Source organism: Xanthomarina sp. F2636L, assembly GCF_026410195.1.
GTDB lineage: Bacteria > Bacteroidota > Bacteroidia > Flavobacteriales > Flavobacteriaceae > Xanthomarina.
In genome coordinates this window covers 27,860-53,566 of the sequence record NZ_JAPMLM010000073.1, presented here as the reverse complement: position 1 = coordinate 53,566, position 25,707 = coordinate 27,860, and the positions used below count along the sequence as shown (strand labels likewise).

26 protein-coding genes are annotated in these 25,707 nt (G+C 29.3%); 23 read left to right on the top strand and 3 right to left on the bottom strand.

Annotated features, from left to right (window positions below; genetic code table 11):
- Nucleotides 1–50 precede the first annotated feature (50 nt).
- Both OS191_RS14980 and OS191_RS14975 read left to right on the top strand, forming a co-directional pair.
- Nucleotides 51–572: a helix-turn-helix domain-containing protein gene (locus OS191_RS14980; RefSeq protein WP_267154908.1), complete on the top strand. Its 522-nt coding sequence runs from the start codon at nt 51–53 to the stop codon at nt 570–572.
- A complete protein-coding gene (locus OS191_RS14975) occupies nt 491–1,405 on the top strand; it encodes an IS3 family transposase (protein ID WP_323370139.1) in 915 nt (304 codons plus the stop codon). The genes OS191_RS14980 and OS191_RS14975 overlap by 82 nt, the downstream gene beginning before the upstream one ends.
- A 134-nt stretch (nt 1,406–1,539) precedes the next feature.
- Here OS191_RS14975 and OS191_RS14970 read toward each other — a convergent pair whose 3' ends face one another.
- Nucleotides 1,540–2,532, bottom strand: coding sequence for an IS110 family RNA-guided transposase (locus OS191_RS14970; RefSeq protein WP_267156507.1), 993 nt, complete (start codon nt 2,530–2,532; stop codon nt 1,540–1,542).
- A 268-nt stretch (nt 2,533–2,800) separates the two neighbouring features.
- Between OS191_RS14970 and OS191_RS14965 the strand changes: the two genes are divergently transcribed.
- The 17 genes from OS191_RS14965 to OS191_RS14885 all read left to right on the top strand — a co-directional run bounded on the left by OS191_RS14965 (nt 2,801) and on the right by OS191_RS14885 (nt 18,534).
- Entirely contained in the window at nt 2,801–3,052 is a 252-nt protein-coding gene (locus OS191_RS14965; RefSeq protein ID WP_215937343.1) for a type II toxin-antitoxin system ParD family antitoxin, read from the top strand.
- Nucleotides 3,045–3,344, top strand: a complete 300-nt coding sequence (locus tag OS191_RS14960; protein ID WP_267156506.1) for a type II toxin-antitoxin system RelE/ParE family toxin — start codon at nt 3,045–3,047, stop codon at nt 3,342–3,344. Before OS191_RS14965 ends, OS191_RS14960 begins: the two co-directional genes overlap by 8 nt.
- A 187-nt stretch (nt 3,345–3,531) precedes the next feature.
- Nucleotides 3,532–3,903, top strand: a complete 372-nt coding sequence (locus OS191_RS14955; RefSeq protein ID WP_267156505.1) for a transposase — start codon at nt 3,532–3,534, stop codon at nt 3,901–3,903.
- A gap of 395 nt (nt 3,904–4,298) precedes the next feature.
- On the top strand, nt 4,299–4,778 hold the full coding sequence (locus OS191_RS14950; protein ID WP_267156509.1) for an IS3 family transposase: 480 nt from the start codon (nt 4,299–4,301) through the stop codon (nt 4,776–4,778).
- Between the two features lie 739 nt (nt 4,779–5,517).
- Nucleotides 5,518–6,447 carry a hypothetical protein gene (locus OS191_RS14945; RefSeq protein WP_267156504.1) on the top strand — a complete coding sequence of 310 codons (930 nt, stop codon included), beginning with the start codon at nt 5,518–5,520 and terminating at the stop codon, nt 6,445–6,447.
- Between the two features lie 44 nt (nt 6,448–6,491).
- Nucleotides 6,492–7,613 (top strand): leucine-rich repeat domain-containing protein, encoded by a 1,122-nt coding sequence (locus OS191_RS14940; RefSeq protein WP_267156503.1) that lies wholly within the window; start codon nt 6,492–6,494, stop codon nt 7,611–7,613.
- Nucleotides 7,594–8,238, top strand: coding sequence for a tetratricopeptide repeat protein (locus OS191_RS14935; protein ID WP_267156508.1), 645 nt, complete (start codon nt 7,594–7,596; stop codon nt 8,236–8,238). The genes OS191_RS14940 and OS191_RS14935 overlap by 20 nt, the downstream gene beginning before the upstream one ends.
- Nucleotides 8,239–8,733: 495 nt before the next feature.
- Nucleotides 8,734–9,342: a hypothetical protein gene (locus OS191_RS14930; RefSeq protein WP_267156502.1), complete on the top strand. Its 609-nt coding sequence runs from the start codon at nt 8,734–8,736 to the stop codon at nt 9,340–9,342.
- Nucleotides 9,343–9,392: 50 nt separating this feature from the next.
- Complete coding sequence (locus OS191_RS14925) at nt 9,393–9,842, top strand: hypothetical protein (RefSeq protein ID WP_267156501.1); 450 nt, start codon at nt 9,393–9,395, stop codon at nt 9,840–9,842.
- Between the two features lie 60 nt (nt 9,843–9,902).
- A complete protein-coding gene (locus OS191_RS14920; protein WP_267156500.1) occupies nt 9,903–11,456 on the top strand; it encodes an energy transducer TonB in 1,554 nt (517 codons plus the stop codon).
- Between the two features lie 10 nt (nt 11,457–11,466).
- A complete protein-coding gene (locus tag OS191_RS14915) occupies nt 11,467–12,702 on the top strand; it encodes a toxin-antitoxin system YwqK family antitoxin (protein ID WP_267156499.1) in 1,236 nt (411 codons plus the stop codon).
- A 92-nt stretch (nt 12,703–12,794) separates the two neighbouring features.
- Entirely contained in the window at nt 12,795–13,265 is a 471-nt protein-coding gene (locus tag OS191_RS14910) for a hypothetical protein (RefSeq protein ID WP_267156498.1), read from the top strand.
- A 73-nt stretch (nt 13,266–13,338) separates the two neighbouring features.
- On the top strand, nt 13,339–14,115 hold the full coding sequence (locus OS191_RS14905) for a hypothetical protein (RefSeq protein ID WP_267156497.1): 777 nt from the start codon (nt 13,339–13,341) through the stop codon (nt 14,113–14,115).
- Between the two features lie 89 nt (nt 14,116–14,204).
- On the top strand, nt 14,205–14,735 hold the full coding sequence (locus OS191_RS14900) for a hypothetical protein (protein ID WP_267156496.1): 531 nt from the start codon (nt 14,205–14,207) through the stop codon (nt 14,733–14,735).
- 78 nt (nt 14,736–14,813) lie between these two features.
- Nucleotides 14,814–15,137, top strand: a complete 324-nt coding sequence (locus OS191_RS14895) for a hypothetical protein (protein WP_267156495.1) — start codon at nt 14,814–14,816, stop codon at nt 15,135–15,137.
- Between the two features lie 468 nt (nt 15,138–15,605).
- Nucleotides 15,606–16,925 carry an FISUMP domain-containing protein gene (locus tag OS191_RS14890; RefSeq protein WP_267156494.1) on the top strand — a complete coding sequence of 440 codons (1,320 nt, stop codon included), beginning with the start codon at nt 15,606–15,608 and terminating at the stop codon, nt 16,923–16,925.
- A gap of 82 nt (nt 16,926–17,007) precedes the next feature.
- A complete protein-coding gene (locus tag OS191_RS14885; protein WP_267156493.1) occupies nt 17,008–18,534 on the top strand; it encodes a hypothetical protein in 1,527 nt (508 codons plus the stop codon).
- A 94-nt stretch (nt 18,535–18,628) separates the two neighbouring features.
- Here the strand turns inward: OS191_RS14885 and OS191_RS14880 are convergent, their stop codons facing one another.
- Nucleotides 18,629–18,883: a LexA family protein gene (locus tag OS191_RS14880; protein WP_267156492.1), complete on the bottom strand. Its 255-nt coding sequence runs from the start codon at nt 18,881–18,883 to the stop codon at nt 18,629–18,631.
- A gap of 128 nt (nt 18,884–19,011) precedes the next feature.
- Nucleotides 19,012–19,302, bottom strand: coding sequence for a helix-turn-helix domain-containing protein (locus OS191_RS14875; protein ID WP_267156491.1), 291 nt, complete (start codon nt 19,300–19,302; stop codon nt 19,012–19,014).
- A gap of 111 nt (nt 19,303–19,413) precedes the next feature.
- Between OS191_RS14875 and OS191_RS14870 the strand changes: the two genes are divergently transcribed.
- Genes OS191_RS14870 through OS191_RS14855 form a run of 4 tightly spaced genes read left to right on the top strand, consistent with a single transcriptional unit; the run spans nt 19,414 to nt 25,705 of the window.
- Nucleotides 19,414–22,236: a type I restriction endonuclease subunit R gene (locus tag OS191_RS14870; RefSeq protein ID WP_267156490.1), complete on the top strand. Its 2,823-nt coding sequence runs from the start codon at nt 19,414–19,416 to the stop codon at nt 22,234–22,236.
- Complete coding sequence (locus OS191_RS14865; RefSeq protein WP_267156489.1) at nt 22,236–23,528, top strand: restriction endonuclease subunit S; 1,293 nt, start codon at nt 22,236–22,238, stop codon at nt 23,526–23,528. Before OS191_RS14870 ends, OS191_RS14865 begins: the two co-directional genes overlap by 1 nt.
- On the top strand, nt 23,529–25,106 hold the full coding sequence (locus OS191_RS14860; RefSeq protein ID WP_267156488.1) for an AAA family ATPase: 1,578 nt from the start codon (nt 23,529–23,531) through the stop codon (nt 25,104–25,106). It abuts the gene before it with no gap.
- Nucleotides 25,103–25,705, top strand: a complete 603-nt coding sequence (locus OS191_RS14855) for a hypothetical protein (protein WP_267156487.1) — start codon at nt 25,103–25,105, stop codon at nt 25,703–25,705. The genes OS191_RS14860 and OS191_RS14855 overlap by 4 nt, the downstream gene beginning before the upstream one ends.
- The last annotated feature ends 2 nt before the right edge of the window (nt 25,706–25,707 follow it).

Genomic DNA, 25,707 nt, shown 5'->3' with positions numbered 1-25,707 from the left:
CGGATTTTGAACTGCACCCAAAAAGTTAGACACTATTTAAGTGTATTTTTATGGGAAGAAAAGTCAAGTACAATTACGATTTCAAACTTCGCTGTGTAAAGCAAGTTTTAAATCATCATCAAACAGTAGAAGCTGTTTCAAAATTAAATGGTTGTCATCATACAACACTTCATGATTGGATTCGTTTTTATGAAAAATATGGCAAAAAAGCTTTGTTGCCAAGAAAAAACAAAGTCTATAGTTTACCTTTCAAAATAAAAGTATTGGAAGCTATCAACAAAGATTCACTATCCTTTAGCCAAGCTTGTTTGGAGTTCAATATCCCTACTAAATCTGTAATTATGAATTGGCAGAAGAATTACAAAAAGCTGGGTACCGAAGGCTTAAACCATAAAACTAGAGGAAAACCAAAAGCGATGGAATTTAAAAAGACAAAAAAGAAATCCAATAAACCTTTAACCAGAGAAGAGGAACTTCTATTGGAAAATGAATCCTTACGGGCAGAACTGGACTTGCTAAAAAAGTTTCAGGCCTTAATTCAAGAAGAGCAAAGCAAAAAGCGCAAGCCATAACAGAATTAAGGCATAAGTATGATTTAGAACTATTACTAAAACATACTAATATGGCAAGAAGCAGTTACTATTACCACCGAAAAAGAAATAATTTAAGCGATAAATATAAAGAGATAAAGCAATTAATTAGCAAGATTTACCATCGGCATAAAGGCAGGTATGGCTATAGAAGAATTACTCTAGAGATTAATAAAAAAGGTTTTATAATCAATCACAAAACCATATCTAAGTTAATGCGTCAATTAGGCTTAAAAAGCCTTATAAGAGCTAAAAGATATCAATCTTATAAAGGACAAATAGGTGAAACAGCTCCCAATATTTTACAACGTAATTTTAAGGCTATAAAACCAAATAGAAAATGGGCTACCGACATTACCGAATTTAAAGTCTTTGGGGACAAACTATATCTATCGCCTATAATTGATTTATTCAATGGTGAAATAATAAGTTATGAGCTATCTGAAAAACCAAACTTTAAACAAGTCGTTACGATGTTAAAAAAGTCTTTTATAAAGATACCTAATCAAGCAAACTTAATCTTGCATTCTGATCAAGGATGGCAATATCAAATGAAACAGTATCAAAGTCTATTAAAAGAAAAGGGAATTACTCAAAGTATGTCTCGAAAAGGGAATTGTTTAGACAATGCAGTAATAGAAAACTTCTTTGGTATTTTAAAATCTGAATTATTTTATCTAAATAAATATAAGTCTATAACACAATTGAAGCGTGATATAAAAGAGTATATAAAGTATTATAATAATGAAAGAATTAAACTAAATTTAAAAGGTCTGAGCCCGACCGAATATCGAGCTCATTATTATCAAAATTAATTATAAATTTGTCTAAGCTTTTGGGTTCACTCTACTTTTTCTATCTGTGATTTATTTACTAACTTTAGTGCTTAAACACGCAACGAAACCATACACGTATTCCAAGATCAAATCCTAATATAAATTAGTTTTTTTTATGCTGCATGTTGTTGAAGTACCACATATGGTGTTCCTCTTTTAACCACTGCAAAAGCTCTTGCTATTATTTTATTCCTTACGTTGTTTACTGCAACCATTTTATCTTTCCCTTCGGCCAACTTTCGCTTGTAATACAAACGTAACTCACTGTCATGTTGTATAGCAGAAACACTGGCCATACTCAATAAACTTTTCATTTTCCGGTCTCCTAAATAATGACATTGTTTTCTTCTGTGGATACTGGTCCCTGAACGATGTTCAAAAGGGGCAGTTCCGCAGTAGCTTGAAAAGGCTCGCCAGCTATCAAATCTTGTAAAGTTCCCAGTATGATAAATCAATTGACTAGCAACCACCTTACCTACACCTTTAAGGCTTGTAAGTAATTCATAGTTCTTTTTCATAGAAACATTTTCAGATACTATTTCTTTGATTCTAGACTCGATACTGTTCACTTGCTTAGTTAAGTAATCAATACTGCGTTTTAGGCTTATACAACCAACATCTGTTGTCGGACTATTCAATAACACCTTCATCTCTTTTAAAGTTCCTTTAAGACCTGCATTATTACGAACCAATTGATCACGTAAGGCCAACAACCTTCCTAATTCTAGTTGTGAGTTGCTTTTTACAGTGCTTGGTTTTAATTCTTCTCTATAAAGCCATCCATAGCGCGCTATTAAACACGCATCAATACGATCTGTTTTCTCCTTAACAACACCTGAAGAACGTTTTATTTTGATTGGACTTTCTTCCACATAAACAATCTCCTGGCTATCAAAATAAAGTGCTAGCTTTAAGGAATAATAACCAGTATTCTCAAAACAATAAAAAACTTCGTTGCTTGTACCAACCTTTAAAACCCATTTTATTAGGCTTTTATAACCACTTACATCGTTGATAAACTCTTTGTGTACTTGTGATTGATAACAATAAGCATCTATGGTCTTTTTTGAAACATCAATTCCTACAACTTCTTTGTGATTTTTCATATTTTTACATTTAGAGTTAATAAATATGTTGCAAAAACTACTTCCTTTACGGGATCTTATACGCCTGGTATTCCAAATGGTTCTTTGCAACTTGATAGAAAGAGAGGACTCGTACGTGTCATGGAGCGGTAATTCTAAAACACGTTATAGTTCTCCTCTTTTTCTATCTAAAGATATTTATTACAAACTAAAGAAACACGTTGTGTGCAATTTGGGAATTTTGTCGTTATACCAATTTTTGGTATATTTGATATAAATTAGTACTCAAATGAATAAAAACACATCTATATCACTCGGAAATTATTTTGACCAATTCGTGCAAAATAGTATAAGCGAAGGAAGGTTTAAGAACGTTAGCGAAGTTATTCGTGCAGGATTAAGACTTTTAGAAGAAGAAGAAAGTAAAGTAATTGCATTGAAAAAAGCTATTCAAGAAGGAATTGACAGCGGAATAGCTCACGACTTTGATCCAAAAAAGCATCTTGAATCACTAAAAGCGAAAAAGCACTCGAATGGCTGAATACAAACTGACCAATAAAGCTGTTGAGGATTTATCTAAAATTTGGGATTATACCTTTGAGGTTTGGTCAGAAAAACAAGCTGACAAATATTACGCTGAACTGATTTCTAATTGTCAAGAAATTGCAGAAAACCCAGACATAGGGAAATTCTACGAAGGTATATCAAAGCAACTTCTCGGAATGAATACAAATCGACATATAATATTCTACAGAACTTTGAACGAAAATTATGTTGAAATAACGAGAATATTGCACGAAAGAATGGATTTAAAGAAACGAATAGCTGAATAAAAACTGCACACAACAATGTATAACCACAATTACGGCGGATTCGAGTACGTCCGAATCCACTCGGAATTACTAAGGCTTGTGCCAAACCGAAAATTAACGCATAGTGACCCGTAACTGACGGTCATACTAGACCGTTGCCCACAATTATGACCCGTCCTAAAATAAGGCTACATAATTCAAAACAATTATGTACAAAAATGACAAAGTAATTAGACGGTATTCAGAACCTTTCAAATTAAAAATTTTAGCCGAACTTACAACCGGAAAACACACAAAGAGCGAACTTTGTAAACTCTACTCTATTGCACCTACAACGGTCAATGAATGGATTAAAAAGTACAAGCGCAAAGACTTAATGAACACCAGAGTAAAAGTGGAAACAAAAGACGAAATATCAAGAATCAAAGCACTGCAAAAGGAGATTCAACAGCTTAAAAAACTATTACTAAAAAAGGATCTGGATGCTATGGTATTAGATTCATACCTGGAAGTAGCAGCTGAAGATCTAGGCTACAAATCGGTTGCTGAACTAAAAAAAAAGTTAAGTATAAAGCCTTAATTAAAGCTAAAGAGAAATCTAAGGGATTTGCTTCTTTAACGACTATAACCCATTGTTTTAGACTTAAACGTGATGCGTATTATAAATACAAATCTAGAGCTGATAAGCGTTTGAAAATAGAACAACAGGTTTTAAACATTGTTAGAAAAAGACGCAAATCCCTTCCTAGAGAAGGTGTGCGTAAGCTTATGAAATCCTTAAAACATGACTTTAAAAAACAACATGTGAAAGTTGGTAGAGACTCACTGTTTAATGTACTTCGTGAACACAAAATGCTCACTTTAAGAAAGAAATACAGTGCTAGAACAACCAACTCGCATCATCGATTTTATAAGTATAATAACATCATTAAAAACCTAGAAGTTACAAGGCCTAATCAAGTTTAGGTATCAGACATTACCTATATCAGAACCATTAAAGGCTTTTGTTATTTAGCGCTCATAACAGACATGCATTCCAGAAAAATAGTAGGTTATGACTTAAGTGATAGTTTGGAGGTTAAAGGATGTGTAAGAGCTCTTAACAAGGCTATCTATCAAGCTGAAAACACCTGTACTGAGCCTAGTCGAAGTAGTAAACAACTTATTCATCACTCCGACAGAGGCATACAGTACTGTAGCAATGTGTACACACAAATACTCAACAGAAACAAAATAGATATTAGTATGACTGAAGAAAATCATTGTTACGAAAATGCCATGGCTGAACGTGTAAATGGGGTTTTAAAAGATGAGTTTTATCTCGACCAAACCTTTGATAACGTAGCTCACGCAAAGAGAGCTGCAAAAAATGCAATTAATTTATATAACGAAGTAAGATTACACTTATCTTTAGATTATAAAACACCGAATATGGTATATAAATTATCAGCTTAAAATCAATTTTAACCTGTAGCCATATTTCAGGACGAGACAGTTCTTTTTAGTAGATAGCTTTTTGTTGTCGCTTTCGATAAGATTTTCATGAAGCTCGACATTATCCTCGTATGGACTATATCCTTTTTTAAGAAGTTGAAGTAATGCCTTTCGATAGGTTACCAAAACAGAAAGTCTTTCTTCTTTGGTTTTAAATTTATTGGCATTAGAATAAATGGGAGTTTGCCTAATCAGTTTTCCAGATTTTGGATTTCGATAAGAAAAATAGATATACCAACGCTTATTTAAATCGCCATTGGCAGAGTAGATTTTGGGGGCAGAATAATTTTTTTCAAGGTTAAATCGTATTCATTTTGCAATTCTTGCGCAAGATAATGAAAAATCGTATGCATAAAAAAACGGTTTAGCGAAAGCCAAACCGTTGTTTTTGAAGTGATTCAATTTAGTAGCGGGAACTGGACTCGAACCAGTGACCTTCGGGTTATGAGTTTGAGAAAAACCCCGATTTACGCTATTTTACTGCTTATTTTAACTAAATCATGTACCTGATCGTGTACTCTGATTTATAATTATTTTCTATTCAAATATACATTTAAAATTGAAAAAATCAACATAAACATTATGGCTATTTATCCAAATGAGTTTAAAAAAAATGATTGAAAAATAATTTTAGATGAAAAAATAAAAACAGTTATATTAGTCAAGATATTACAAATGCTTTCAAATTAAACCTACTTACATGAAAAATTTATTAGGAATCTTTACATTAATCTTATTAACTTTTAGTTGCTCAAGTGATGATAATTCAAATAATGGTGATGAAGTTTTAGATACGAGATACAAGCTAATTTTCGAATCAGATGGCTCTGGAGCTATTATTGGAGATAATTCCAATACCGTTATAAAACGTCTTTTTACTTATGGCTATCATGTTACTCATGACTTTTATTTCAATGAAACAACTAACAATTTTTACTTTTCTTCATTTAGTAACACTTCTAATGATATTGTTTTCCACAAGGCTAATGTATTGGAAGCCTTAAATAGTGAAGAATACCATTATCCTACGGAGGAATTACCTATTTTGATCTCAGATCAAGAGCATTTAGAAAAAGTTGTAATTGACAATAATGAAAATATCTATTTGGTATTGGAAGACAGTCCTAATCCATCATTTGAAAATATATATTATAGAAAGATAGTTTCAAATCAAGTTGTTGAAAACATCAATTTAACTGCTAATTTTGGAATTTTTGGTTATTTAGATTTCTTTTACTTAGATATACCAAATAAGTTAGTCATATTAGATGAAGAAACTAACCAAGTCAATGGAGTAATCATAGATTTAGAAACAAACTCAATGACCCAAATAACTTTGCCAAGTAATTTCAACGTTTCTAATATTATTAGCTCTAATTCCGATATTTATTTTATTAGTAATAACGGCATTTATGATATTCAAGGGAATCATATTAGTACATTATCTGATTCTATTGGTGGTTCTGCCATAGGATATGATTTAGAAGATTCCCGATTCGAATATATTTATAGAGGCGATGGTAGAAATGAAGCAGGAATAATTAATATACAGACTGGTGAATCAGATAAATCAAGCATAAATGGAGAGCCTGGGTTTCATAGTTCAAATTTATTCTTCTTTAATAATTAACAACTGATTACATTCACATTAGTAAGCCAATAAATCCAAATCTTATGAAAAACCCAAAATTAATATTATCCCTTTTCTTATTAAGCGTAATCATGTATTCTTGTGCATCTGATGATAATAATGATATTATCGAAAATGTTGGTTGTACTAATACAACTTATAATGGAAATTTAGAATTGAATACTCAAAATGATGTAGACAATTTTATAAATAATTGTTATGAAATAATTAATGGCACACTAACAATTATTGGAGATAATATTACAGATTTAGGAGGTTTGCAAAATCTAACTTATATATATAATCTCAGAATAACTTATAATAATTCTTTATTAAATTTAGAGGGTTTACAAAATCTAACATCTGTTGATGTATTAGAAATTTCTCATAATAATTCTTTAATAAATCTAGAAGGCTTACAAAACCTAACATCTGTAATTGAATTAACTATCCACAATAATAATGCTTTAATAAATTTTGATGGATTACAAATGCTTACATCGATTGAGTATGGGTTGACAATATCAAATAACGATTCTTTATTAAATTTTTCTGGGCTACAAAATCTATCATCTGTGAGCTATACAATTTATATAAGTAACAATGATTCTTTAATAAGCATAGAAGCATTACAAAATCTAACAACTGTTTCAACAAGTTTAGTGGTACATGACAATAATGTCTTAACAAATTTGGAAGGCCTTCATAACATACAAAATGTAGGTGAACTTTTAGGTATTGGCTTGAATGAAGCTTTGGTCAATTTAGATGGCTTACGCAGTGTTACGACAGTTAATGGATACCTCTTTATTAATGGAAACACGTCTTTAATAAGCATAAATGGCTTACAAAACATCTCATCAAAATTGGACTTTGATTTATTTATAATTGATAATAACTCTCTCCCAAATTTAGATGGCTTACAAAATATTACAACGGTTGGTCGTGATTTGAAAATAGAAAACAATACCTCGTTAACAAATTTAGATGTTTTACAGAATATGATATCCGTAGGTACATCCATAAAAGTTACAGGTAATGATGTATTAACAAATTTATGTGGCATCCAACCTATATGTAATACTTTTACTGGAGATTTTCTTACTGAATTAAATGCTTATAACCCTTCTCAACAAGATATTATTGATGGGAATTGTAGCCTATAAACCTATGATAATAAGAACATGCACAATATTAATCTTGTTTATTTTTCAATGCTCTTTATCTTACTGTCAAGAAAGAGAGTCAATAATTAACATTAATGAATCGGATTTAAGGTTACTTATCAAAAATGCTGAAAAAGGCAACTCTGAATCTCAATTAGAACTTGGAACAAGATATTATAATGGTTATAGTGTTAATATTAACTATGAAAAAAGCGCATATTGGACTGAGAAAAGTGCAGAGCAAGGATTGCATGATGCTCAATATGCAATTGGATTGTATTACAGTAAAGGGATTGGTGTTACAAAAGATTTAAAAAAAGCAATGTACTGGTACGAGAAAAGTGCCTTACAAAAAAATAAGTATGCAGAATATCAGCTTGGTTATATTTATGAAAATGGTATTGGAATTGAAGCTAATTTTGTAGAATCAGCAAATTGGTATGAGAAAAGCGCTTTACAAGGAATGGAATTTGCTCAAATTAAAATTGGCAAAATGTATTTCTTAGGTAAAGGAGTTGAAGTAAATAAAAAAAAGGGAGCAACTTGGATTAAAAAATGCATGGATAGTGGTTCCGAAAGAGCTCAAATAATTTGGAACAAAATGAAGCTATGGGAATACTTGTAAATTAAAACTTGTGATAATTACAACTTAAAATAGTTTGGAAAAAATGAAGGAATGTTAGATAGAAAGGAGTTTTACTTTAAATACATTCCATTTAACTATCATGTATTTTATAAAAATAATAAAAAAAGGAAGCTTCAAAAAACTTTTACGTTTGATTTATCTCGTAAAGAGTGGATTGAGAATTAACGGCTGCCAACAAAGTATTGTTTAAATAAAAGGACAGACCAATGACTTTAATGAAACTATTATTGATACATAATGATTACTAAATATTATCATATCGGAAATTGTCTAAATAAAAAAATTACTTAGACTAATGTCTAAAAAACTATAGACTGACTCAAAAATTAGTAATAAATTAAATACTCGCTCACAGAAGCATAAAATTATTACAATCTATAAGTGCATATTTATTGTATATTTTTTTTAAAATATACTCAAAAAAAAATGAAAAATGATTACTTTGTGAACCATATACAATTCACTTACAGTAACATGAAAAAACAATTTCTTAAAATTTTAGGAATATCACTAATGCTAATCATGATAACTTCTTGCTCAAAAGGAAGAAAGTCATTTGAAGGATTATGGATAAATTCCAAAACAGAATCAGATGCAATATTTTTAGAAAAATTTAATGATAATTATTCTGCCACTATAAATGGAAAAACATATTCTGTTAAAGAAAACGATGAAGAGTATAGTGTTCAAGTAAACGACCAAGTTTTCCCACTTTCATATAGTGAAAATGAAAATCTAATTCTGTTAAATGGAAACAAATATATTCCATTAGAAAACTCACTCTCTTATAAATTAAAAGGACGATGGAAGAATAAATGGGAAGACAATGATTATTTCTTTTATTTGGACAAGAATGATTTCACCTTAAGACATCAAAACGAGAGTTTTAAAGTAACAATCAACAAGCTAAATGGCGATACTATAATTACTTTTTATTCTCCAAAGTACAAAATGAATGTTGGGATTGATGTGCCAAGAATGAAAAATGACACCCTGTCGACGACATTCTATTTTGGAGAAGGTGATATGTCAGAACATTATAAAATTTGGAATACATCTCCTCTTGAACAAGAACGTAAATAAATACCAAAAGATTATTGTCATTCTTAAACCTTAATAAAATTTAAATAAACATGAAAAAATCAATTTTATTTTTGATAATCATCACATTGGCTTTTAGTTGTAAGAATGAAAAACCTAATTCATCTTCAGGAACACATGAAAAGGCAGTGATTGAAAAGATTGCAGATGAAGCTGGGAAAATATTTTCTGAAAAAGTTTATGAAATAAAAAAGAACGGTGAAAAAGGAAACTTAGTTTTTATTATTGAAGGAACTAAATTGTTTGTAGTCAAAAAGAATGGAGAAAAAGAAGGTTTGTTTTTGGAAAAAAGAGGAAATAAGGTATACGATTTCAGTAATGGACAGAGTGGATCATCAGCTGTTTTTATCTTTGAAGGCAATAAATACTGGGAAATTGACAAGAAAACTGGAAATAAAAATAATTTGGTTTTTGAGCGTAAAGGAGATATAATTTATCAAGCTGGAAAAAAAGGTATGCTGGAAGCATATTTAGTTGAGTAATTTTAAATATGATTTTTATGTTTTTAACTTTATATTTTTAATTATCAAAAAAACAATTATATGAAACTACTAACCCTACTATTTATATTATTTTGTTTTCAATTTGGCTTTACGCAAAACTCAAGTAATGACAATTTAAAGAGGAATTTATTTGATGATATATTAGCTTCAGGTGATTTTGGTTTAATGGGTGTGTCCCCTAAAAGTGGCACTTATAATTTATATAAAAATTATAATTCGACTAACTTTCAACTTATCAATACATCCTATAATAACTCCAACTCTCCTTCTGGTTTAGTTGTGTTTGATATTAGACGTTCAGATAATAATTCTGGACTTTTATTTAGAGTTATAGATAAAAATGGAAATGTGGGTTGGATAAATGAATCTATGTTAAATTTTTCTGATTTAGAACTTGCTTTTGCTATTGGTTTAATAAATGATAAAGAAAATTATTATGTAAATTCTTATCTGGTTGAAGAATTTAAATCATTATATGATATAAATGAAAAAAAACTGTTAACCTTAAATAACTCTTTAGTTAATGAAAAAAATAAGAACAAATATTCTCAAATAATTGAAACAAAAAGAATAGGTGATAGTATTCACATTTTTAAAGAACAAAAATTGTTTTTTGGTTATAATTGCGAAGCTCCGATAAATGAAGTTATAGTTGACAAGAACGATAAAGTTTTTTTAAACGGAGTGGAAAGTAATATTACTTTAAAAGAAAAAAATATTTTTCGAATTTTAATTGACAATGGAGAAAAAATAACTATACAAGCTAATGGTAAAGTAGAATTAATAGATATTAATCAATTATCAAATAAAATAATAATTTTTCTTGAAAATGGAAGTGGAATTGGAGATGAAAAGTGTGATTATTGCGAAGGTCGAAAACATCATGCTTCATCGTCAAACCCTTTAAAAGCAACTTTATTAATTCAAAATAAACTTGACATAAAAAATTATTACAAGACTTATGATATATATAGAGAGATTAGGAAATCCTATGAAACCTTATGGAAAAATATAGCGGGTAAAAATGGAGTTACTGAATTTGATAAAATTCAATGTGAAATTAGAAATTCTTATCAAAAAAAATACCCTGTTAATATCATGTATTACCACAGAGACAATAAATACTTTTATTTAGAAACACCACCTCCACCTCCACCTGCAGCTCCTGAAGTTATTGAGGTTGTTGAGGAAACTGTAATTGTACCAGTAGAACCTAATCAAGAAGTTGATCGTGTTGTAGAAAACGTTGAAGTACCGTTTGCGGTAGTTGAGCATGTTCCAGTTTTTCCAGGTTGTGAAAATGGTAATAACGACGATAAAAAAACTTGTATGAACAACACCATAACAGCTTTTTTAAATAAGAAGTTTAATAAAGACATTAAAACAGAATTGGGACTTTCTGGAAATCAAAATATCTTTATATTATTTAAAATTGATAAAACTGGTAATGTTGTAAATACTAAAACAAGAGCGCCACATCCAAGTTTAGAAGAGGAAGCTAAACGTATAATCAATTTATTGCCTAAAATGATTCCAGGAAGTCAGTATGGTAAAAATGTAATAGTAACTTATTACATAAAACTTAAAATTTAAAAACTATATTATGAAAAAAATCCCTATTTTATTTTTTTTACTTTCTATTCTGTCATGTTCAGATAAGGAAGTTGATTTGCAGCAAATTGTAAATAGAAATGAGTTAGCCTATTTAGTTAATGAAAATAATCCTTTCAGCGGGAAAGTAATTTCAAAATTACAAAATGAACAAATATTAATATCTGGGTATTATAAAAACGGAAAGAAAGATGGTGAATGGATTGAAAATTATAATAACGGCCAAATAAAAAAAAGAGAGGAATACAAAGAAGGTCTTTTTAATGGTACGGTGGAAAATTATTCTAAAGATGGAACTTTATTAAATAGAAAAAACTATTTAAATAATAATTTAAATGGATTGTATTTAGAAAACTACGAAAACGGCAACCCTAAAACCTCCACAACTTACAATAACAATCAAATAACTTCAAATTATAAATCATATTACCAAAATGGCAATAAAGAATTAGAATATACTATAAAAAACGGATCATTCGATGAAGATTATATTGAGTACAATGATGATGGTTCAATTCATAAGCAATACTATTATTCTAATGACAACAAAATAAATAAAGGTAGTTGGAAAAAATATTGGAAAAATGATGTACCTGTTAAACAGTCTAATAACGATTATAGTACAGTGGTTTTTGATAGTAATGGTAAACCAAGCGAATCTGTAAAGTTTTATTACAAGAATGGTAATTTAAAATCCGAAGGATTTTACTCATCGATTGAGCCAGACATTAGAGAAGGAGAATTTAAATGGTACTATTTTGATGGGAGCCTTAAAAAGAAAACCTTCTACAAGGATAATAATCTTGATGGTAAAGCAGAAAGTTATTTTTTGAAAAATAATTATGAAGGTGAAAATAATTTACATGAACGTGTTAATTTTAAAAATGGAAAATTACACGGAAAACTTGAAGTTTGGGATGGTCCTTCTCAAAGAGAAAAAATTGAAACTTTAGTTCGTTACCATAATAATCTTACACGACCAACTTGGTGGAAAATTGAAGGTGAGTGTATAAATGGTTTTTATGAAGGCGATTTTAAGGTTTGGTGGAGATATGTAAATACTTATAATTCTCAAGATTATAAAATTACTCCAGTCTATGTACTCCATAGATGGTCTAAAGGTAAACAAATTGATAATGGCTATGACTCAAGAATGGGGGCTTTTGTTTACTACACCAAAAATGGCGATAAAATGACTAGAAATGAAGCATATAGATCTATAAAATAAATAGCATAATCTAAATTTAGGTTTTATTAAATTTTATGATGAAACAAACGGAAAAGCCAACTGAATTTTGAAGTAGTTAGAAAATAACAATTATGAAAAAAATTAAAAATTTAGTTTTGGTTACATTTTTTATGATAATAAATTCAACTTATTGTTATAGCCAAAGTAAAACAAATGAAAAGGTTAAAACAACAAATGAATTTGCTATTGAATTTTACGAATGTTTAAAAAATAATGATTTTGAAAGATTAAAAATCAATCTACCAAAAGCACCTTTTGATATTTATCTTAAACAAAAACAAAAGAATTTAACATTTACAACAGAAATGTTAAATAAAATCTTGAAAAATTTAGAAATAAATTTTGTTCTAATTTCACAGATAATAAAAGATAAAAATTTAAAATTAGAAAAGATTGAGACAGAATCGGAAAGTCCATTTCAAGCGACTGAAATATTTCTTACTGTTAGAAATGGGAATGATATTTATAAAATAAGAATTGAAGACTGTTTAATACATAATGGCAAATATTTACCTGAACAATTAAAATTTTGGGAATTATAATTGAGCATAAAGTTAAAAATAAATCAAAAAACCAATTGAATGTTTACGGTGAAAAATTATAAAATGAAATATTATGAAAAGTACAATTACTCTATATATGTTCTTAATTTCTCTTGCTTCTTTTAGCGCAAACATAAATAAAGAATTAAAAACAATAAATGAAAATATTTTTATTGCAATAAAAACTAATAATTTAGAATTATTAAAACCTTACTTTTTTAATGATGACAATATAAAATTATACAAGAATGCTTTTGATATGACTGATGAAGATATTGTGAGTTTAAGAAATGAAGGAAAGGCACCATACGCAACTTATGAGCTTTTAAAAAAAATAAGAAATGAAGATGACCGAGGTACTATTAACTGGGAAAGCACTAAATTTATTAATATTCCTAGATTTAACGAAATTGAAAACTTAATCCCACAGAGAAACAAACAAGCAGAGCTTTATACAACATACATTCCATTTTCTGAAGGCGAAAAAAAATGGAAAATAAAAGTGGCATATCTAAAAACAGAAAAAGGTTTTTTTGTATTTCACATTTCTAAAAAACATTTTGAGTTTAAAGATTTAATTATTTCTTCTAATCCAAATTTTGAAGGTAAATGGTTTGTGGAAAACACTAATCCAATTTATTATTATTTTATTAAAAAAAATGGAGATGAATATGTTTTTGAACACAGTAAACAAGAAAGAATAATGACTGGTAGAATTAAAGAAGGAGTCATTAAATTACCTATCAATGATACTGTTACAATTACTTGCATAATAGATGAAAATGACAATTTAATTATGTCAAATGACAATCTAATTTCCTTTCAAAAACTTATTAGATTATTGGATTAATATTTTCTTGAAAAACAATCATTTAATAAAAAGCTGGGAATAAGTTGAAAAACTAACTAAATTTTAAGCGATACATTAAATTACCAAATATGAAAAACTACATCTGTATTTTTATTATGATAATAAGTCATACTATAATTGCTCAACACAACCAAAAACCTGTTCCTTTTCAATCTGATTTACAAAAGACCATCGTTTCAATTGCAAAAACTATTGAAACTTCATTTAATCAAAATGATTCAGACATCTTTACTACTATTTTTCCAAATGAATATCCTAAAACCATAACTTATTATTCATATGGCATAATGAAAACTGACACAATTAACTATACTAATGAAAGGTTATTAAAAATAAAGAATGGATTTGGTCACGCTTGGGGAAAAAAAATAATTAGTGTAAAAAATTATTTTAAAAATGGTTTAACAGAAGTAAAATTGAGTAAAGTTTATATTGACTATTATAACACATCATCTTCAAGTATATCTAATCCAAACTTAATTTTAAAGTTCTTTTTTAAAAATAGTAATGATTTTTTTTATGTAATATTAGAAACTATATTTCTAGTCGATGATAATAAAATTATTTTCGAAGATATAGAATGGAAACCATTTATTTAAATGCAAATATTATAATATGTTGGGAACAATTAGAAAAACCAACTAAAGTTTTAAATAGGTAATTTAAAAAAAGAAATAATGAATAAACTAATTTTTGGATTGTTGACACTAATATTAGTGACATCTTGTTCCGATGACACACTAACTAATGAAATTGCAAGTAAAATAATCTCTGAAAAATATCCAACTTTTTGCAGTCAAGGGTATATTTTGAAAGATGTGACTTTTTATGCAGTAAGAAATACCCAAGATATGATAGAAACACGTAATAAAAGCTTAAGTGCTTTAAGATATCTTGAAAATCAAGGATTAATAAATGTAAAAGAAAAAAGAACTGGAATTATGAGCAATCCAGACATTAAATATTATTTAGAATTAACAGATAAAGCTATAGAGCTATAGAGCTATAGAGCTATAGAGCTATACGATAATAAGATTGCATTAACTGTTAATGAATTTGTTGAAATAATTGGAATATCTCAAACAGAAAAAGAAGCTACTGTTAAATACAAGATAAAATCTATCAAAACACCTTTCTATATCCTTCACGAAATTTATGCACGAGAACTAAAATGTTATGAAACAGAGTGGGAAGAAGAAATTGTATTAGTAAAGTTTGATACTGGCTGGAAAATAAAAAAATAAAAACTACCCACAACAAAGAATATTAAAGGTAGATTATCAGCCTAAAAGTAAAATTATTAAGAACACGAGAGTTTGCCCCTTCATATAACCAATGCTAAATAAGATAAAAACATTACTTTAGAAACAAATTGATCATTAAAAATTAGATTGAAAAAAAGCATTTTCTTTTATATAATATTATTCTGCAATTTTTCTTTTTCACAAGAGAAAGATTTAGCTCTTGATTTGAAAACATATGATTTTGAGTTGAAAGAAGATATTTATAATATCCCAATAGTTTTTCATATTGTTCACAAAAACTTTAAAGATGGAGATATTAGTGATGAACATTTTAAAAATTTAGTAGCTCTTGTTAATGAAAGAATAAACTTTGTAGACATTAAAAATATTGATTCTATTTTTAAGAATATTGTTGCTAAACCAAATGTTAATTTTTATCTACCCAAGGTTGATGAAAATTGTAATGAAATAGACAATATCTCTTGGCATTATACACATGTTGAAAAATATATAATGCATTTGGATGATGTCTTCGCATTTAAAAGAAAAGAAAGTGGATATATGGACTCAAAAAAATTCCTGAATGTCTGGTTTGTAAACTTTTCAAATAGAACAGATAATGTAGGGGCATATAGATCTTTTAATTTTCAGTTAGATGGCATTGTAGTAGATTTTGAACAATTAAATTATGTGAATTTCCCTTTTCTTTTAATCCACGAAATTGGTCATTGGTTAGGTCTGGAGCATATTTGGGGAAATACACCTTTTTATGTTGAAGGGAATTGTTGGGATGATGATGGAATTAAAGATACGCCAAACCAGAAAGGACCAAATATTAGAACAAAGACATCTGGAGAGTTTTGCGACGAAAACTCAACAACTAATCATCAAAACTTTATGGATTACTCATATGACGTTGGGATGTTTACTCATGGTCAGAAAAAAGCAATGAGAGATTATATCTACAAAAAAAGAAGGAGTATTCTATGGAAAAGTAATTGCAATAATAATTCAGAGTTAATAACAGGATTTATTAAAGATACCAGAGACAACCAATCATATAAGTGGGTGCAAATTGGTCAACAGAAATGGATGTCGGAAAACTTAAACTATGCTACCTCAGGCAGTAAATGTTACAATGAGGAATTAACAAACTGTACTATTTATGGTCGGTTGTATAATTGGGAAGAGGCACAAACAATATGTCCTAAAGGATGGCGATTACCAAATTATGACGATTGGAAAAGGTTAACTCTTGTTGTTGGAAATAATCAAAACCTAATTCGCAGTGAACAGGGATGGTTAAATGATAAAAACGGTACAAACAAAAGTGGATTAAATATTATTCCTAGTGGTTATAAATCATTCTATGGTAGATATTATGGCTTAGGTAAATATTCAAAATTATGGTTAAATAATTCAAATGGAATTTGGGCATATAGTAGAGAGATTGGAGAGGCCTATAATTACGAAAAGATTACTAGCACTGGTCAAAACCAAAAAAAAGATTATTTATCCTGTCGCTGTATTCAGGATAATAATTAAAATATTTTCTATATTTATCTATCAGCTTTTAATCTATTAGTTTAACTATATATTCATGGACAAATAATTTATAACAATACAAATGAAAAAAGCATTCTATCTCATTATCTTTTTAACTAGTATTTATTCTTATTCACAAAATATGCGAGATGTCGTATATCTTAAAAACGGGAGTATCATAAAAGGTACTATCACAGAAATGAATCCCTCCGAGAGTTTAAAAATAAAAACAGCTGATGGCTCATTATTTGTTTACTCAATGAACGAAATACTAAAAACTGAAAAAGAAGAATTTGTTGGTGATGAAGTAAATCAAGAAACAACATCCGTCGTTAGTCAGTCAGCAATTAATAGTTTTTTCTCTGATTATTTATCAGAAAAAAGACCAGCCTTAAAATTTATTGGAGCAAGTAAAAAAAATGGTATAAAAAAGGAAGTTTTTGGTCAAAAGGTTTATGAAATAGAATATGAATTAATTATTGAAACCAAACAAGATATATATATTAATGCTTCCCAATTTGGTTCAGCTTGGTCAAATAAATTTGTTGATGATTTTTCTTACACCCTAAAAGGAGGAAGTGAATGGGAAAACACTATGGCAGGGGAAAAGAAAAAAATCGAAGGAGGCAAAAGAATTGTTGCAAACGGAACTTTAAACTTTGAAGAAACCGATAATGGATGGAGATCAAAAAGCTTTAGGAATATTAACTTCTCTACTGTTTCATCAGATTATGTAACTCCAGAAATGGCTGAACAAAAAAAAGAAAATAATATGCGATTGCAACAATCATATATAAAGAAAGGAGATTGGAGCAGTCCAGACATAAGTAATCTTGAATTATCACCTTTATATCTTTCAGTTGATTATGTTCCCTTGTTTAATCAATCAAGTGTCTCTTTATCTGTAGTTAAATGTATGGACTGTAGAAATGATAATATGAAAGCAATTGATGAGTCATTGAAAAAAGTATTTAATCAAGTTAATCGTTTTAATCCTTCAGAAAAGCAAGAGTTTACAAATAATTTAAACTCATACAATATCATGGCTCAAATTAAAAATATTAATTTTTTGCATAAAGGCGTTCAAGATAATGGTGATGACAAAGGTTTTACCTGCGAAATAAATTATAATATTTTATTCTCAGGCACACTTAAAGACCCAGTAACACTTGAATATAAGGATTTAAAAAGTGATAAATCTAACTCAAGCGCATTAGGTTTTTATCCAAATAAACAAAGTGCATTTGAAGGAGCCCTTTTAAAGTTTGAAAAAGACATTGTAACTATGCTTTTAAAAAATCAGCCTTATGAATTAAAGATTGTCCGACTTGAAATAAATGAAAAAGGAAAACCTGAAAATATTATACTCCAAAAACCAAACAAATTTGTGGATATTGATAAGGGGGAATTTATTATTTTCAAAATTGGAGATTTAACGGTAAAGGATAATAAATACTCACTTAAAGAAATAGTTGGAAGATGTAAATTTAAAGGAGACTTAAACGAAAACGAAATCATATGTGAAATAAAAGGAAATAAAAACAGAAAAGCTTTTGAGAAATTAGAATCCCAACTCCACATTGAGTATAAGGCTATTTCAAATTTTTAAATGTTGTTGTATACTTATTAAGTATAAAAAAAAGCGAATGAGTAATTGTTTTATTTTATTAATGTACATAGTTATAACGCCTCTAAACCAACTATTATTTCATCATTAAAAAGTTGTCTTTTCCAAAAACTTTAATCAAAAAAACTACTATTCTGCTTTTTCTAGTCTCTAAACTTTTGTCTACTAAAAGCAAGTCTACATCATATATTCCAGCATCTATTATAGAATCACCTTTTATCCGATGGTAAAAAGTAGTATTTGGATTTTTAATGAGAAGCTTATTTAAATCAACAGTTAAATCTAAGAAATCGTCTGCTGGAGGAGTAAAGCCAGCACTAATACCATTCACGACATAAGGTAATTCAAGTTCCGATGATACATCAGCTTGAAAAAAATTATAGTTGATGATTGATCTTATTTTACTACTTTCATAATGAAAAGTTAGCTATATGTCAATTAAAAATTTGATGAACAATTTTATATTTTTAACTCATTCTTCTTTAATAATTCTATAATTTCCTTTTTGTTGTAATAACATCTACTTTCAATTTCATAGCATTTAATTTTACCTTTATTTGTCCAATGCCATAATGTTGAAGAATTAATTTTTAAGAAATTTGCTGTTTCCTCTCTTGTTAAATAAATATCACTTTCATTAGCACTTAACTGATCTAAGTAGTGTTGCATTTTAAGTAACAGTTTATCAGCTACTTTATCAGCTAATTCATCAACAGTAATTTCTTGTATTTGGATAGTTTTGGTTATCATAATTAAATTTTAGTTATTTTACACTGAATTGCTTTTTTACTCAAATCCCTACATGCACTAAGTAAAAAATATGTATTTTGTAAACTTATTTAATATATAAATTATTTGTGAATGTCTGTCAAACCTAACCAAAATCCTGAACAAATAGCTCGTGATAAAATTGATGCTATGTTAAGAGAAGCTGGATGGTTAGTTCAGTCGAAAAAGAAAGTTGATTTATCTGCTGGAAAAGGTATAGCATTACGAGAAACAAATACAATGTCAGGATCGGCAGATTACATGTTGTTTGTTGACAGAAAACCTGTTGGTGTTATTGAAGCTAAAAAAGAAGATGAAGGACATCGTCTTTTAATGGTAGAGGAGCAATCTGCAAGATACGCTACAGAACCGATTAAAATTGGTGCTTTCACTTTAGACAATGAAAAGCCATTCGTTTACGAAAGCACAGGAACCATCACCAGATTTACCGATTATAGAGACCCAAAACCAAGAGGCAGAAATGTGTTTTGGTTCCATAAACCAGAAACAATTGCAGAATGGCTAAAAAAAGGCAAAAGTCTTCGAGAACGATTGTTGTCAATTCCCGAATTAGATGAAGCAGGATTACGTCCTGCACAAATTGTAGCCATTAATAATTTAGAACATTCTTTCAAAAAGAACAGACCAAAAGCCTTAATCCAAATGGCAACTGGTGCTGGAAAAACTTTTACAGCGGCAACATTCGTGTATCGTTTGCTAAAACACGCTGATGCAAAACGTATTCTGTTTTTGGTTGACACCAAAAACCTTGGCGAGCAAGCGGAACAGGAATTTATGACTTTTCAGCCAAATGACGATAACCGAAAATTTACAGAACTTTATAATGTTCAGCGTTTATCATCAAGTTATATTGCTTCCGATAGTCAAGTTTGTATTTCAACCATACAACGCCTCTACTCTATTTTAAAAGGGGAAGAATTAGACGAAAGTGCAGAACTCGATAATCCAAACGAAAATTCTTGGTTAAAAAACAAAATTTCAAAAAACAAAACTATTCCTGTGGAGTACACTCCAAAAGTACCCATTGAACAATTTGATTTTATAGTCATCGATGAAGCGCACCGTTCCATTTATAATTTATGGAAACAAGTATTAGATTATTTTGATGCTTTTTTAATTGGTTTAACGGCTACGCCCGATAAAAGAACCTTCGGTTTTTTTAATGAAAACGTTGTTAGCCAATATACGTATGAAGAATCTGTAACAGATGGTGTAAATGTTCCTTATGATGTGTACACGATTGAAACGGAAATTTCACAAAATGGCGAAACCATAAAAGCAGGTTGGTTTGTGGACAGACGAGATAAACTCACTCGTAAAAAACGTTGGCAACAAGAAGATGAAGACACAGATTACAAACGCAACGATTTAGATAAAAAAGTTGTCAACCCAAGTCAAATTAGAAACATCATTCGTGAATATAAAAAGGCGTTAAAAACCACTATTTATCCAAATCGTATTGACGAAAATAGAGATTACGAAGTTCCAAAAACTTTAGTTTTTGCAAAAACAGATAGTCACGCGGATGATATTATAAAAATCATTCGAGAAGAATTTGACGAAGGAAATGACTTTTGTAAAAAAGTAACCTACAAAATTGAGGAAGACCCAAAATCGGTTTTAAACCGTTTTAGAAATTCTTATTATCCAAGAATTGCAGTTACCGTGGATATGATTGCCACAGGAACAGACGTAAAACCTTTGGAAGTTTTATTGTTTATGCGAGATGTAAAAAGCATCAACTATTTTGAACAAATGAAAGGTCGTGGAACACGAACGATTAATAGTGATTCTTTACAATTAGTAACTAAAACAGCTAAAACAAAAACACATTTTGTTATAGTAGATGCTGTTGGTGCAACAAAATCTAAAAAAACAGATAGCAGACCTTTAGAACGTAAACCATCTGTACCAATGAAAGATTTATTGGGTGCAGTAACAATGGGAGTTGCAGACGAAGATTTGTTTTTGTCATTGGCAAACCGTTTAATTCGTTTAGAGAAACAAATTACAGAAAAAGAAAAAGATAAATTATTGGAATTTTCTGGTGGTAAAAACTTAAAACAAATTACCAAAGAATTAATCACAGCTTTCGACCAAGACGACATTGAAACAAAAGCACAAATTGAAATTGACAAAATCCCTGTTCAAGACCAAACACCTGCTTTAATCGAAGATGCAAAAAAGAATGCTCAAGAGCAATTGATTTTAGAAGCAAGTAAAACATTTAACGGAGAGTTAAATGGTTATTTAGATAATGTTCGTAAACAACACGAACAAATTATTGATAGCGTAAACATAGATACGGTTACAAAAAGTGAGTGGGAAACCACTTCTGTAGATAAAGCCACCGAAATTGTAAAAGATTTTACTGAATATTTAGAAGCCAACAAAGACGAAATTAAAGCGTTAAGCATTTTTTACAATCAACCATACAATCGTAGAGACATTACGTTTAAAATGATAAAAGACGTGATGGAAAAACTACAATTAGAAAAACCATTATTAGCACCAGATTATGTTTGGGATGCTTATTCAACTTTAGAAGACGTAAAAAGCAAACAACCAAAAGACGAATTAACTGCGTTAGTTTCGTTAATTAGAAGAGCGTGTGGAATAGACAGCGAATTGAAAGCTTACGACAAAACGATTGAAAACAATTTTAAAACGTGGATTTTTAAGCAAAACGCAGGACAACACAACCGTTTTACGGCAGCACAACTAGACTGGTTACGAATGATAAAAGACCACGTAGTGAGCAGTTACCATATAGAAATAGACGATTTAGATTACACACCTTTTGATGCCAAAGGCGGAAAAGGAAAAATGCACCAATTATTTGGCAACCAAATGAATGAAATTATTAACGAACTTAATGAAGTACTAGCAGCGTAATGAGGGAAGATTGGATTGAATGTACGCTGAGAGAAGTTTGTAAAATAGGTTCTAGCAAAAGAATATTAAAAAAGGAATATGTTTCAGAGGGCATTCCATTTTACAGAACTAAAGAGATTAAGGAACTTAGTTTAGGAAAGGAAATTAGTATTGAATTATATATTTCTAATGAAAAATATAATGACATAAAAAACAGATTCGACATTCCTAAGAAAGGTGATGTTCTAATTTCTGCTGTAGGAACAATAGGAATAACTTATACGATAAAAAATAATGACCCTTTCTACTTTAAAGATGGTAATTTAATTTGGTTAAGTGATATTCAAGGTTTAGAATCTACTTTTCTAAATTTAGGTTTGACACACTTTGTTCGGAACAGTAGTATTCTAAAAACATCTGGCTCTGCCTATAATGCTTTAACTATTGAGAAATTGAACTCACTTCCTTTTCCTCTTCCACCTCTAGTCCAACAAAAAGCCATTGTCAAAAAAATAGAAGAATTATTTAGCAGTTTAGATAGTGGCATTGCAGACCTTAAAAAAGCACAAGACCAATTGGTTATTTATAGACAAGCGGTTTTAAAAAAGGCTTTTGAGGGGGAATTGACGAAAACTAAATTAAAAATTTCTGTAATAGAAGATTTTATTCATTCCGTGGAGTATGGTACTTCGGAGAAATCATTAAATGAAGGTGACGTTCCAGTTTTGAGGATGGGTAATATGCAAAATGGGCTAATTGATTGGAGTGATTTGAAATATACTTCAAATAAAAGTGACATTCAAAAATACATATTGAATTATGGTGATGTATTATTTAATCGAACAAATAGTCCAGAACACGTTGGTAAAACGTCTATATTTTTAAGTGATAATAAAGCAATTTTTGCAGGATATCTAATTCGTATAAATTATGATAAAGAGAAACTATCAGGAAAATATCTAACATATTATTTAAATAGTCATAAAGCAAAAATTTATGGTAATGAAGTGAAAACTGACGGTGTAAATCAATCGAATATTAATGGAACAAAATTAAAAAAATACCCATTACCAATTTGCTCGTTAGAAGAACAACACCAAATCGTCCAAGAAATAGAAAGTCGTTTATCGGTTTGTGATAAAGTAGAAAAAGACATTGCAGACAGTTTAGAAAAAGCCCAAGCCTTACGCCAAAGCATTTTAAAGAAAGCATTTGAAGGTACATTGTTAAGCGAAGAAGAAATTGCCAAATGTAAAGCAGATGCAGCTTATGAACCTGCTAGTGTTTTGTTGGAGAAAATAAAGTCAAATTAAATGAGTAAGTCAAAACAGAAAACACCGAAAGGGTTTAAATTGGAGCGCCTAACAGTGATTAATCATAAGATTCTTAAGAATAATATTTTTGAATTTATAGATCACGAAGACGATTTTAACAACTTGTATACTACTATTATAATAGGACCAAATGGAACTGGAAAAAGTGAAATTTTCAAACTTCTCCTTCAATTATTTAGAGCAATATATCTGCATTCTAAAAAAGGGAAAAATTATGAAGCTTTTTTCTTTTATAGTCTTATCTATTGGAATGAAGGTATTCAATATGAATTTACCAATATAAAAGAGAAAGTGAATATAGTCGAGTTTGAAAAAAATAAAGAAAAATACCCTAGTGGAATTATCAAAATTGATGGAGTCGAAGCAGCTACTTTTCAGATAGATAATATTATGCCAAAAGCTGTTATTGCTCAAGCGAGTATGCTTAAAGACAAATATATATTTATGCGTCAAAAAGCATTAGATGATTCCTTTCCACAATATCGTTATTTAGGTGTGAGAACTACAGCGCAACAAGCAAGTACTAGAGGGTATGTTAGAAAGACTGTTCAATTTATTGTAGAAAAAATGTCATCTGATGTTTTTAGAGATGGTATACAAAGAATGACAAAATTTTTAGAATTTAATGATTCAATCATTGTTTCTTACAAAACGGTAAATACAAAAATATTTTTCGAAGGAGACTTGACGAAAGAATCCTTTCATAAATTCTATCAAGACATTAAAACCAAATATGAAAATTCAAATATTGCACCACCGTTTAAGTTAAACAATTATCAATCCATTTCAAAAGATTCAAGCTTAATAGATGATTTAATAAAGTTCATAAACGGTTTAAAATCAAATAATAAATTAGATGATATTTATCGAAGTTCTGCTAAACATTTAAACTATGACATAACTGCCCAAGTAGAATATCACGAGCTTGGTAGGGATTATAAAAATTTGGAAACCCTACGTCGCTTAGGTATTTTAAAAGCTCCAGAGATTAAACTTGCAAAAAGAGGTATTGGTTTGGAGGATACGTCTTCAGGAGAATTTCATTTCTTTTCTTCAATGGTTGGATTTATGGCTACAGTAAAACCTAACAGCCTAATTTTTATCGATGAGCCAGAAATCAGTTTACATCCTAATTGGCAAATGAAATATTTAGCATTTATTCGCGAATTATTTGGTAATAATGATAAAAAAAGTAGTCACTTTATAATTGCTACTCACAGCCACTTTTTCGTTTCTGATTTACCAGGTGAAAGTGCAACTATCATTGGTTTGAATTTTGATTCAGACAATAAAATAAAAGCAGAAAAATTAGAAAAGAATACTTTTGGATGGTCAGCTGAAGATGTTCTTTACAACATATTTAATGTCCGTTCTTCATTGAACTACTATTTAGAAGCTGACCTTACTGAATTACTTGGTTTAATTGCTATGAATAGTAAAGAGAAGTTAAGACTACAAAAAATTTTGGATAAATTGGTTAAACTGCCAGAAAGAAAAAATGACCCTTTGCAGGAAATTATTGGTGAAGCAAAAAATTATATTAACAAATTACAATGATAAATCAACTTAACAGTCCTTATCTGTATAATGTAAATGAACAAAATTGTGTCAATGGTGTATCAAATAAATGGGACAGTAGAAAAAACTGTATTCTTAATTTGAAAACCGCAATGAATAATCATTTTGACATAAATCAAAGAGAAAAATGTTGTTTTTGTGGATTGTATTATGATAGAACTGGTAGAGGTGAGTTAGAGCATATCGCTCCAAAGGGTGCAGGTCTATATCCTCAATACACGTTTACTCCACACAATATAGCCAAAGCTTGTCAATTATGTAACTCTTCCTCAATGAAACATACCTATGACCCAATAACTGTTTTAAATCCTGTATATCAAAATTGTCAGTTTAGCATAGTTCATCCATATTTAGACAATCACAATGATCATTATAAATGGAATTATGGACTCCTTAATGTTTTAATTTCAGTTAATAATAACTCCTCTAAAGGTATAAAGTCAATAGAATTATTTGAATTGGCTTCAGAAAAAAGAACTAGAGCAAGAGCAATTCAAAGGAATCAAGAACGATTGGAAAATATTTTTAATATACCGAACAACATTAAAAGAAGAATTTTATCTGCAATATCAATATAATA